The 12242-nt window shown below is 62.0% G+C and carries 8 protein-coding genes and 1 pseudogene; 3 read left to right on the top strand and 6 right to left on the bottom strand.

Going from position 1 to position 12242, the window contains the following annotated elements:
• On the top strand, positions 1–7308 hold a 7308-nt coding region (locus B4E36_RS17900), incomplete at its 5' end, for a GH36-type glycosyl hydrolase domain-containing protein (RefSeq protein ID WP_345900636.1).
• A 504-nt stretch (positions 7309–7812) separates the two neighbouring features.
• On the opposite strand, the gene B4E36_RS17895 is transcribed toward B4E36_RS17900, so the two are convergent.
• From B4E36_RS17895 to B4E36_RS17875, 5 genes are all read right to left on the bottom strand, one after another.
• On the bottom strand, positions 7813–8091 hold the full coding sequence (locus tag B4E36_RS17895; protein WP_292051550.1) for a BrnA antitoxin family protein: 279 nt from the start codon (positions 8089–8091) through the stop codon (positions 7813–7815).
• A complete protein-coding gene (locus B4E36_RS17890; RefSeq protein WP_292051548.1) occupies positions 8075–8377 on the bottom strand; it encodes a BrnT family toxin in 303 nt (100 codons plus the stop codon). Before B4E36_RS17890 ends, B4E36_RS17895 begins: the two co-directional genes overlap by 17 nt.
• A 232-nt stretch (positions 8378–8609) precedes the next feature.
• Positions 8610–8975 carry a nuclear transport factor 2 family protein gene (locus B4E36_RS17885; protein WP_292051546.1) on the bottom strand — a complete coding sequence of 122 codons (366 nt, stop codon included), beginning with the start codon at positions 8973–8975 and terminating at the stop codon, positions 8610–8612.
• Positions 8976–9051: 76 nt separating this feature from the next.
• The gene (locus B4E36_RS17880) at positions 9052–9660 is read right to left on the bottom strand and encodes an NADPH-dependent F420 reductase (protein ID WP_292051544.1); all 609 of its coding nucleotides are present in this window, start codon (positions 9658–9660) and stop codon (positions 9052–9054) included.
• A 121-nt stretch (positions 9661–9781) separates the two neighbouring features.
• A complete protein-coding gene (locus B4E36_RS17875; protein ID WP_292051542.1) occupies positions 9782–10795 on the bottom strand; it encodes an alcohol dehydrogenase catalytic domain-containing protein in 1014 nt (337 codons plus the stop codon).
• A gap of 112 nt (positions 10796–10907) precedes the next feature.
• Between B4E36_RS17875 and B4E36_RS17870 the strand changes: the two genes are divergently transcribed.
• On the top strand, positions 10908–11480 hold the full coding sequence (locus B4E36_RS17870; RefSeq protein ID WP_292051539.1) for a TetR/AcrR family transcriptional regulator: 573 nt from the start codon (positions 10908–10910) through the stop codon (positions 11478–11480).
• A gap of 93 nt (positions 11481–11573) precedes the next feature.
• A complete protein-coding gene (locus B4E36_RS17865) occupies positions 11574–11879 on the top strand; it encodes a hypothetical protein (protein ID WP_292051537.1) in 306 nt (101 codons plus the stop codon).
• 22 nt (positions 11880–11901) lie between these two features.
• Here the strand turns inward: B4E36_RS17865 and B4E36_RS24355 are convergent.
• Positions 11902–12018, bottom strand: a pseudogene (locus tag B4E36_RS24355) (transcriptional regulator domain-containing protein); the annotation flags it as partial.
• Between the last annotated feature and the right edge of the window lie 224 nt (positions 12019–12242).

The following is a 12242-nucleotide window of genomic DNA, read 5'->3' as shown; positions in this document are numbered from 1 at the left end:
CCCGTTCGCCTGTGGCTCGGCCGCCTCAATATCCGGCTCGGAATTGGCGGCTATGTTGGAGCCAGCCTGATCGTCACGGCGCTGCTGATGGCCTTGTCGCTGATGCTATTGTCGCGGACGGGCCTTGAGACCGGTTGGCTGGTGATGTTCGCCGCCCTCGCATTTCTGCCTGCCACCGAGGTGGCGACGGCCATCGTCAACCGGGCGATGAGCTGGTGTTTCGGCGCGACCATACTGCCCGGCCTCTCCCTCAGGCAGGGCGTGCCGCCGACGCTGCGCACGCTCGTCGCCATACCCACGCTCCTGACCAGCGAAACGGATATTCTGGAACAGGTCGAACGCCTTGAAGTCCATCATCTCTCCGGCGCCGGCGGCGATCTCGTCTTTGCGCTTGTGACGGACGGAATCGATGCCGATGATGAAGTCGTCGAAGCGGATGAACGACTGCTGGCCGTGGCCGCCGATGCGATCGCCCGCCTGAACCAACACCATGAACCGGTCAATGGCGGCGACCGTTTCCTGCTCCTGCACCGCCGCCGCCTGTTCAATGCCGAAGAAGGCAGGTGGATGGGCTGGGAACGCAAGCGCGGCAAGCTTCATGAACTCAACCGCCTGCTGCGCGGAGCCGACGACACGAGTTTCGCGCCGGTTGCGGGCTCTCCGCCCAAAGTGCCGGCCGATGTACGCTACGTCATCACGCTCGATGCCGACACGCGCCTGCCGCGCGATGCAGCGCACCGCCTGATCGGCAAGATGGCGCATCCGCTCAACCGCCCGCGCTTCAGCGAAGCGGAACGGCGGATCGTCGACGGATACGGAATTCTCCAGCCGCGCGTGACGCCGTCGCTGCCGGTTGGCCGCGAAGGCTCCCTGTATCAGCGCGTCTTCTCCGCGCCGGGCGGCATCGACCCTTACGCGGCGGCGGCCTCGAATGTCTATCAGGATCTTTTCGGCGTGGGCGCTTATACCGGCAAGGGCATCTATGATATCGACGCGTTCGAAAGCGCGCTGTCCGGTCGCGTACCCGACAATACGATGCTGAGCCACGACCTATTCGAGGGCGCATTCGCGCGCGCCGGACTGGCGTCCGATGTCGAGGTCATCGAGGAATTTCCCGCCCGCTATGACGTCGACGCAAGGCGCCAGCACCGCTGGACGCGCGGCGACTGGCAGCTTCTGCCATGGCTGACCGGACAGGAGCGGAATAACGGCTCGGCTCCCGCTGTCGGCCGCGGCATGATGATCGACAATCTGAAACGCTCGCTGGCAGCGCCGCTGACGATGCTGGGCTTCGGTCTCGCCTGGCTGATGCCGATGCCCGCTGCGCTGACGGCGACCGCGCTGCTCGTCGCCGCCATGGCGATCCCCGCCTTTCTCCCCATTCTCTTCGCCCTCACACCACGAAGCGGCGACATTCATATGCGCAGCCATGTTGCCGCGCTTGGCGCGGATCTGCGCCTTGCTGCCCTGCGAACATGCCTTGATCTCGCTTTCCTTCCGGATCGGGCATGGCGGATGACGGATGCCATCGCAAGAACGCTGACGCGGCTCTACCGGACCCGTCGCCACCTTCTCGAATGGACCACATCCGCCCAGTCACAGGGGAGCCCGCGTCTGGATGCCGCCGGCTTCTATCGCCGCATGGCGCCGGGCACCCTGATCGGCCTCGCCATCGCCGTATCGGCATGCCTGCTGACCGCGTCGTCCGTCCCCCTCGTTCTCCCGTTCGCGCTTCTGTGGCTCCTGGCGCCCGCGATTGCCCTCTGGATCAGCCGGCCACCTGCCAGGGGCGCTGGCCCCGCCATCTCTGATCGGGACGCGCACCAACTGCGGCTGATCGCCCGCCGGACATGGCGCTTCTTCGAGACCTTCGTGACGCCCGAAAGCAATATGCTGCCGCCCGATAATTTTCAGGAGGATCCGAAACCCGTCATCGCCCGGCGGACATCTCCGACCAATATCGGGCTCTATCTCCTCTCCGCCGTCGCGGCCCGCGATTTCGGCTGGGCCGGCAAGGCCGAGACCGTCGAAAGGCTCGAGGCCACGCTGAAGACGATGACGGCACTCCCGAAACACCGAGGTCATCTTTTCAACTGGTATGCGACAGACGACATGCGCGTTCTCGATCCCGCCTATGTCTCCTCTGTCGACAGCGGCAACCTCGCCGGGCACCTGATCGCCCTCGCCAATGCCTGCGAGATGTGGGCAGAGGCGGATGACGTGCCGGATATCCGGACAGGGTTGAAAGACAATCTGGCGCTCGCCCGGCAGGCGTTTGACGCAATTACCGGAAGCGGCCAGCAGGGTGACGGGCACCTCACGCCTGTGCTTGACGACATCGAGGCCCGGCTGAACGGTTCGCAGTCCTTTGAAACGGTCGCGCCCATGCTGATGCGGCTCGCCGACAAGGCCGCCGCCATTGCGCGGGAGATGGTCCCGAAGAACCGCGAGGCTGCATGTTCCGATCTCATCTTCTGGCTCGACGCTTTGAAGAAACGGATTGCCGAGGAAACGCGCGACCGCCTGGGCGATAACGGCCTGGAGCTTCGCCTGACGGCGATTGCCTCCCAAGCCCGGGCAATGGCGCTGGCAATGGATTTCGCTTTCCTTCTCGATCCCGAGCGCAAGCTCCTGTCGATCGGCTACTCGCTCGCCGACAACAGTCTCGATGTGAACTGCTACGACCTGCTGGCCTCCGAAGCACGGCTGGCAAGTCTGTTTGCCATCGCCAAGGGCGATGTCGAAACCCGGCACTGGTTCCTGCTCGGTCGCCCGGCAACGCCGCTTTCCGGCACTTCGGCGCTGGTCTCGTGGTCGGGTTCGATGTTCGAATATCTGATGCCGCCCCTGATCATGCGCGCGCCGGAGGGCAGCCTGCTCGCGCAGACGAACCGGCTGGTGGTCAGCCGCCAGCAAGCCTATGCGGAAACGCTCGGCACACCATGGGGCATTTCCGAATCCGCCTACAATGCCCGTGACACGGAATTGACCTACCAGTATTCGAACTTCGGCGTTCCCGGTCTCGGTCTGAAGCGCGGCCTTTCCGAAAATGCCGTCATCGCGCCCTATGCGACCGGTCTCGCCACAATGATCGATCCCGCCGGCGCCTGTGCCAACTACACCCGGCTCGCCGCACTTGGCGCGCTTGGCTCCTATGGTTTCTACGAGGCGCTGGACTTCACCCGCACCCGACTTCCCGAAAAGGACGAGGTCGCGATCGTGCGAACGAGCATGGCCCACCATCAGGGCATGACGATTGTCGCGATCGTCAACACGCTCCGTGACGGGATCATGCGTGAACGTTTCCACCGCGAACCGATGATCCGGGCCTGCGAACTGCTGCTGCAGGAGCGGATTCCGCGCATTGTGGCGAATGATCATAAAAGGGTCGGTGAAGCACCGCTCTCACCCGTCAGATCCTCGCTTGGTCCCGATACGTCGCGCCGGATTGCCGAGTCTGCCGCCGGCCCCCCGGTGACGCACCTGCTTTCGAACGGCCGCTATGCGGTGATGCTGACGGCCAACGGGGCTGGCTACAGCCGCTGGCGGGGCCTTGCCATCACCCGCTGGCACGAGGACGCCACGCGCGATGGCGACGGATCGCCCATTTTCATACGCGATGTTCACACTGGCGCCGTCTGGTCCGCCGGCGCCCGGCCTCTGGGCCGCGACAGCGAAAATGGCGATGTCGTCTTCGATGAGGATCGTGCGCGTTTCCTGTCTATTCAGGGTGGGCTGACCACGACAATGGATGTCATGGTTTCCGGCGAGGACGATTGCGAGGTCCGTCGCGTTTCCATCTCCAACCGCAGCAGGCGCGCGCGCGAGATCGAAATCACCTCCTATGCCGAGCTGGTTCTCGCCCCGGTTTCCGCGGACACCGCCCATCCGGCATTTTCCAAGATGTTCGTCCAGACCGAATATTCCGCCGAATACGGCGCGCTGATCGCGACCCGTCGCCCGCGCACGCCGGACGAATCCCGCATCTGGGCCGCCCATTTCGCCGTGGTTGAAGGCAAGATCGCGGCCGACCCGCAATTCGAGACCGACAGGGCCCGGTTTATCGGGCGCGGGCGCACGGCCGCCACCGCTGCCGCCATGGACACCGACACGCCGCTTTCAAACACGGTCGGCACAGTGCTTGATCCGGTTTTCGCTATCCGCCAGCGCGTGACGATCGCCCCCGGCAAGGTTGCCCGCGTCGCCTTCTGGACGGTCGTCGCATCGACCCGGGCCGACCTCGTCGACCTGATCGACAGGCATCTCGACCGCAGCGCCTTCGAACGCGCCCGGACACTGGCATGGACACAGGCGCAGGTTCAGCTTCGCCATCTTGACGTCAAATCCGGCGAGGCGGCTGATTTTCAGCGGCTGGCCGCGCCGATCATCTATGCCGACCCGCGTTACCGCGCATCCGGAGCCGAAATCGAGCACGGCGCCGGGCCGCAATCCGGCTTGTGGCATCTGGGCATTTCCGGTGATTTTCCCATCGTGCTGCTCAGCATTGACGACCCGCAGGACATGGCGCAGGTCCATCAATTGCTGCGGGCGCATGAATACTGGCGGATGAAGAGCCTTGCCGTCGATCTGGTCATCATCAACGCACGTGCCTCCTCCTACACCCAGGACCTGCAGATCGCCATCGAGGCGGCGCATCGCAGCAGCCAGTCGCGGCCACGCCCCGGGATCGAACTGGCGCATGGTTCCGTCTTCGTGCTTCGTGCGGACCTGATGAGCGCGGAGGCGCACGCGCAGCTTCATTCGGTCGCCCGCGTGAAACTGAATGCCCGGCGCGGCCCGATCGCCGAGCAATATCCGGATCTGACGGCGCTGCCTCCGTCGCAGGCGTTGCCGTCAGCACCGAAGCAGGCGCCAATGGCGAATGCAGCGCCCCATCCACGTCCCGCCCTCGAATTCTTCAACGGCCTTGGCGGTTTCGACAAGGATGGCCGGGAATATGTGACGGTTCTCGAAGCGGGCGCCGTCACGCCCGCCCCCTGGATCAACGTGATCGCCAATTCCGGCTTCGGCTTTCAGGTCTCGGCGGAAGGAAACGGCTACACATGGGCGGAAAACAGCCGTGAAAATCAGCTGACGCCATGGTCGAACGACCCCGTCACCGACCCCGCCGGCGAAACGCTCTATATACGCGACGAGGACACGGGCGAACTTTTCAGCGCGACCGCGCAACCGATCCGGCGCAAAGGCGCCTATATCGCCCGCCACGGCTTCGGCTACAGCCGGTTCGAACACGAGGAAAACGGGATTGCGACCGAACTCCTGCAATATGTACCGCTGGCCGATCCGATCAAGATTTCGCGCCTGACGCTCAGCAACATGACCAAACGGCCACGCCGGCTGACGGTGACGAGCTACGCCGAACTTGTGCTCGGCGGCGCGCGCAGCGCCACCGCGGCGTTCCTGATCACCGGGATCGACCCTGAAACCGGCGCGCTGTTCGCACGCAACCCATGGAGCGCGGGCTTCCCCGGTCGTGTGGCTTTTGTCGATCTCGGCGGTGAACAGACATCATGGACGGCTGATCGCAGCGAATTCCTCGGACGTCGCGGCAACGCAGCCGCGCCGCAGGCGCTCTTTCTCGACACGCCGCTTTCAGGTGCCGCCGGTGCTGGTCTCGATCCCTGCGCCGCCCTGCAGCGGACGATTGTCTTAAGTCCCGGCGAAACGATGGAAATCGTTTCGTTCCTTGGCGAGAGCGGCTCCGCGGACGAGGCCCGCGATCTCCTGAAGCGTTATCGCGAAGCCGATCTTGACGCAGTCCTGAAGGAGGTCACCGACCACTGGAGCGACCTTTTGCAGACCGTCCAGGTCAGAACGCCGGACCGGGCGATGGATATCATGCTGAACGGCTGGCTTCTCTACCAGACGGTCGCCTGCCGTATCCGGGCGCGCTCCGCCTTCTATCAGGCGAGCGGCGCCTATGGCTTCCGCGACCAGCTTCAGGATGGCATGGCATTGACCCTTGCCCGGCCCGAAGAGACCAGGCACCATATTCTGCGCGCCGCCTCGCGACAGTTCGCCGAGGGGGACGTTCAGCATTGGTGGTTGCCGCAGTCCGGCCAGGGGGTCAGAACCCGCATATCCGATGACCGGGTCTGGCTCGCATTCGCGGCCGCGACCTATGTCAAGACAAGCGGTGACGAGGCGATTCTGGACGTTGCCGTGCCCTTCCTCGAAGGCCCGCCGCTTGAACCCGGACAGCACGATGCCTTCTTCCATCCGACGATCGCTGCCGAAACGGCCACGCTTTTCGAACATATGGCGCGCGGCCTCGATCAATGCATCGCCTTGACCGGAGAACACGGCCTGCCGCTGATGGGCACGGGCGACTGGAATGACGGCATGAACCGGGTCGGCGAAGACGGCAGGGGCGAGAGCGTCTGGCTCGGCTGGCTGCTGCTGGCCGCCATCGATCTCTGCGCTCCGCTCGCCGAACACCGCGATCCGCAACGCGGCCATCGCTGGCGCGCCCATGCGGAAACGCTGCGCGAGGCCATCGAAACCCATGCCTGGGATGGCGAATGGTATGCCCGTGCAACCTTCGATGACGGCACATGGCTCGGCGCCAGCGACAATCACGAGTGCCGGATCGATTCCATCGCGCAGTCCTGGTCCGTCCTGTCCGGCGCCGGCGATCCGGCACGTGCCGCCACCGCCATGGCTTCGCTCGAAAAACATCTCATCCGCCGTGACGACGGGCTGGCGCTGCTGTTCACCCCGCCCTTCGACGATGGGCCACGCGATCCCGGCTATATCAAGGGCTATCCGCCGGGCCTGCGCGAAAATGGTGGCCAGTACAGTCACGCGGCCATGTGGGCGATCATGGCCTTCGCCAAATCCGGCGCGGGCGACAAGGCGCACGACCTGTTCACGCTGCTCAATCCCATAAACCATGCGCAGACACCTGCCGAAGCCGACCGCTACAAGGTCGAGCCCTACGTCGTCGCCGCCGACGTCTATTCCGTCGCCCCGCATGTCGGCCGGGGCGGCTGGACGTGGTACACCGGCTCTGGCGGCTGGATGTACCGCGCGGGCATCGAGGGTATTCTCGGTATCCGGCGCGAGGGCGGTTTCCTGATCATCGATCCTTCGATTCCGGCTGAATGGCCGGATTTCGAGGCCGTCGTGACAGTCGATAAAACCCGGCTCAGCATCCGCGTGGACAATGCAGGGCAACCCGGCCCGGGCGCCTGGAATGCCGTTCTGGACGGCAATAATGTTGCCGCATCAGCGGGCCCCGTGCGGGCTCCCATCGACGGAGCGGACCATGTCCTGCTTCTTGGATAAGCGGCAATTCATATGCGCGGCACGCAGGAACCTTGGAACTATTGCCGTGTTATTTTGCTGTGCCGGTGTCCAGCTCGTTGCAGCGTAACCGCATAACTCGCGCTTCGAGAGCGGCGCGGCTTTTCAGGGAACGCAGAACAAACGTGTCCCAGGATGTTTTCTAATCGCAGATGTCAGGTAGATCCCAATGGGCGTCGCGGGTCAGGCTCACGGTTCTTGTCATTCGGCGCGGTACCGGGACCCCACACGTTTTAATTATTTCAACGACTTATCGTGCCGGTCGGCGTCGCACCCCTATGCCAATTTGCACATCGAGATTCACGATCCGTTAAGTTGACGATGCCGCGAGAACGGTATCGTCAGCGCCTCGCGACGCCAGCTTGCGGAAATTGAGGAAGCGCTTGCTGCCGATATTGACGGTGTTCCAGGCGCGATCGCTGTTTGAGTCTCCGATCGGGACCGGTCCGCCTACGCGTGTGACCGTCCCTTTCCATGTGGTTGCGATCAGCGTTGCGGACCGGTCGTATCGAGCTTCTCGGCAAGCCAGACCTTGATGAGCGATTGATACGGAACATCACGCTTGGCAGCCGCAACCTTGATTCGCTCCAGAAGGGTATTGGGCAGTCGCAACGAAATTGATGTCGAAGAAGCCTTCAGATTTGGAAGCCGCACCTTTTCGGCATTGCTCCAATCGATATGCTCGCTGGAGTCATGGCTTTCCCAGAAAGCCCGTTCCTCAGCCTCGTTCGCGAACTTCGGGATCTTGTCAGATGCCTTCTTCATAATAACTCCGCTCCTTGCGGCTCATATCGCGGGCTGAAATCACCCGCAGTTTCTTCCCATCCTCCCGAAGCGTGAAGGTGATGTGCAGCAGCCTCCCGTCATCGGTACGCCCGAGGGCATGGACGCGCCGCTCGGAACTGCTGTGCTTCACATCGGGAGCCGTCAGCAGGGGTTCGTTGAAGAACACCTGCTCGGCTTCCATCTGGCTGACGGCGTGCTTATCAGCGCTCTTGCGCGCGTTGCCGTCGTCCCAGTCGAAGCCAATGATTTTGTCCCATGCAACCATTTCTGTATATTGTCAGCATATACAGAAATTGCAAGTGCGGGTCAGGAAATAGGGGAGAAGAGCAGGAAAAAACTGCACGCTATTCGCAGCTTCGGAACAAAGTTTTGTGACCAAAACGACGCATTGAAAATCATGAAGACTCGCTAAGCTAGAAAGGCATGGGTTGCTTCGATGTCATTGGCCAGGTGTGGCAGTATTGTCGCAATATCAGGATCGCTGAGAGGCCGTTCTATCAGGACTCAAAGTCGATAAAATCGACGATCCTGCCATCACGGAGCGTGAAGATGGCAATGAACTTGCCTTCGGCTTTCGTTCCGTCTCGAAACTGGATGTCATCCACCCGTTCGTGGCTGACTACCGGTCCGCGCGCCCACGTCGTGCCGGGCGTAACGGTCATGTCAACGCTGGTCGCGCGGTCCATCATGACTGCAAAGTCTGGCTGGCTGAAATCTGGTGTCCTCCCGATCTTCCCGAAAGTGAACCTGAAATCATCCGCGAGATAGGCTATGGCCTTGGCGTTGTCTTTCGCATTCCACGCGGCGATGAAGGCATCGATCGTCGCGATGTTGGCCGTTTCTTCGGCGGTCAGCGATATCATGTTGTTTCCGTTTCAAATCTATCATGGGAGATGGCTGCCGATCCAGGAAATAGAAGGAGAGTCTCCCGGAGAGTTGTCATGCCGCATCAGTTGCAAACAGCTCAAGCCTGCTGAACGTGCCGCCAATTTCCATTTGCCGACCTGCGGTCGCGAGCGGACCGATCGCTACGGATTGAAAGCCGATCTGCTCGATCAGACCTGACACAGCCGAGACGGCGTCCGGGTCGTCGCCAGCGACGAACAGGACACGTCTGAAACCTGTCGGCACCGGTGCGAACATCGTTTCAAAAGGAAGCGTATTGAACGCTTTGACGACGCGAGCGGAGGGCGCCAACCGTGCAACGATCTCGCTTCCGGAATCGCCTTCAAGGTTATCGATCTGAATATCGGGGATGATGCTCAGGATGATGTTCGTGGCATCGACGACGATACGCCCGCCCCAATCGATATCCTTGCGCAGAACGTCTCGGACGTTCCGCCAAGGCACGGCCAGAAGGATCATCTCGGCCTGATCGAGAAGGTCATCGACCGTGACCGGTTCGAGAGGCTGATCAAGCCCTCTCACAGTTTCAGCGAGGCTTTCCGTCTCGCGGCCATTCGTGATCAGGATTTGGTGGCCCGCCGCCGCAAGGTGCGTTCCAAGGGTGGTGCCGACCGTTCCTGCTCCTAAGATTCCAATTTTCATGATGCTTCTCCTGTAGTGCTATACTCACCGTCAGCCGATCGGGTGGATTTTGCGCCGGCAGGCGAGTTCATCCCTTCTGCAGGCCCGGTCCTTTCGACCGGCCGGCATGCAACGCCTGATGCTATGGCCTGAAGAAGATGAAGCCGTCGCGGTTCGGTGCCTCCACGGCCGCAATTGCCTCCTGAACCTCGGCCAGACCGAAAACACCTCCGGTTTTGAAAAGGGACGGCATTTCGGAGGCGAGGTCGAATGCCGATCGAATGTCCTCGGCCTGATCCTCGCGAGAGAGTTCGGAGAACCATCTCGTGAACACCACTCCGCGGATGATGAACTGACGGCCGACAATTTCCGGCGCACCGATACCGAGACTGGTGCCGCCAAGAGCGCCGTAGATGACGATGGCCGCTTCATCAGACAACAGCGATGCGTACTCCCGGACCAGTGAACCGGAAACGCAATCGAGAACGCCAACGATCTTCTTTCCGCAGGCCAGGGACGTGACCTGCGCCTGCCAGTCCACGTCCTCGCTCGCGGCGATTTGTGCACCGTTCAGCTCTGCCATGCCACGCGTCGCGCTCGCCTTGCTGCGTGAGAGACCGATTGGCGCGAGGCCTTCCTTGGCCAGCAGATGCAGCAGCAGACGCGCAACGACCGAGCCGGCTCCGGTGACGAGCACCACACCATCGCGCAGCACCTCCTCGCTAGCCGACTTGCGCAAACCGCGCAGGATCATGCGCGCGGTGACATAATTGATCATGAGCTGCGCTGCGATTTCATCGCTGAGGTTCCGCGGGACAGGGATAGCCGCCACAGCTGGGATCACGACGCTCTTCGCCCAGGATCCGGCGGCCGGAAACCCGATAACCCGATCGCCGATCTGGAGATTGCCCTGACTTTCGGCCTCCGAGCCAAGGGCGCGAACGATGCCGACAGCCTCAGAACCGCGCCGAACATAGCCGACATCCTCTAGGATGTCTGGTTGCGTTCGGATCATCTGCAGATCTCCATGATGGACAGGTGCAAGCGTGACGTCGACCAGGGCTTCCCCTGGGCCGAGCTCGTTGTAGTCTTCGATATCCATGGGCTTCAGCACATCAGCCGGTTCCCCCAGGGCGTTCTGAACGACAGCCTTCATGGTCACTCCTTGTTCGCTTGCAATGTGCAATCCCATGCCTTTAATAATGTCACATGACATCAAAAATAATGATGATGCATGACATCATTGTCAAGTCTCATGGGAGTACGTGATGCGAGTGACCAAGGAAGTGGCGGCAGAGAACAGGAGGAAGATCCTCGAGACTGCGACGCAACTCTTCAAAGTGCATGGCTTCGACAACGTCTCCGTCGCGGACCTAACCAAGGCCGCCGGATTCACGCATGGCGGCTTCTACAATCACTTCGGATCAAAAGCCGATCTTGCAGCTGAAACGGTCCGGTACGCGTTCGACAAGGCCTTGAGCGAAATCTCCAGAGACGATGCTGCGGGTGACACGAAGCCCATGGCAGATCGGCTGGCAAACTACCTTTCGGCCGAACACCGCGACGATCCCGGGGGAGGTTGCCCGACTGGCAGTCTACCCGTTGACGTGGGGCGCTCTGTTGCTGGAGCACAGCAGGCCTACGCAGATGGGCTTGAGCGTTACATAGAGCTGATCGAGGGTGTGTTCCCCGCGAGCGAGAGCCATAGCCGCGAGGCGGCGATTGCCACCCTGACGACGCTCGTCGGCGCGATCATCCTGTCGCGCGCTGTACGGGAAGGCAACCCTGAGCTGTCGGATGAAATCCTGCGAGCCGCCTCTTTTCGTACCGAGCCTCGCTGAGGCAGGATCTAGGAGGTTCCCGAAGACGGAGTTGATCGGGAATATTCCTGAAGTCCTGCCCCGGTTTTCTGCCGCAGAGAAGCGGCGTGCGGCATGGGCGCGCAATTCGAGGAATTCGTCCATCGGAAGAGCGATGATGTAGAATGCCGTCGCATCAGGCAAGGATTCGGACAGCCAGAACTGGTGTTCGACGCCATCCGTCCGTCAAATACCGTGCCAGGCGTCGGCGGCGCGACGCAGTTCGAGGCCGTCGAGATGGGCGAGAACGATGGCCGGCTGGCCGGTAGCCTCGTCCGGTCCGGCCGGCACCAGTTTGACGGCCTGCGGCTGAAACCGGGGGGACCAGAACAGTGGATCGTGCGGGAAACCGCAATCCCCACCGTCGTACGAAGTTTTTGAGCTCACTCCCGTCCGAACGCCCGGTCCGGATCAGACGCTGAAAATCTCTTTGAGACTCGTCATTGCGACGAAGATACTCCCAGGCGAGACCGGAAGCACGAAGGTCTTTGCATGCCCGTGAGCCGCTGGCGTCTACCAATTAGTTCTAGCCATGGCGTGTCCTCCTCGCGGACGTGCGACACCACGCCCGATCCATGCGTTTCCACTGCGGATCAGTCAGCCAATAGAGAGAATAGCGCGATATGTTGTTCGGGAAACCCGAACACTTGTCGCTGCTCAGGTACATGGTTCTGCCATGGTTTTCGCGAGCCGGGCACAGCCCGGCGAGCGTCGGCCATGTGTTCGGGCATGGCCACAACGCCG

The organism is Martelella sp. UBA3392 (genome assembly GCF_002358775.1).
Taxonomy (GTDB): Bacteria; Pseudomonadota; Alphaproteobacteria; order Rhizobiales; family Rhizobiaceae; genus Martelella; species Martelella mediterranea.
This window is presented reverse-complemented; position numbering and strand designations above follow the sequence as displayed.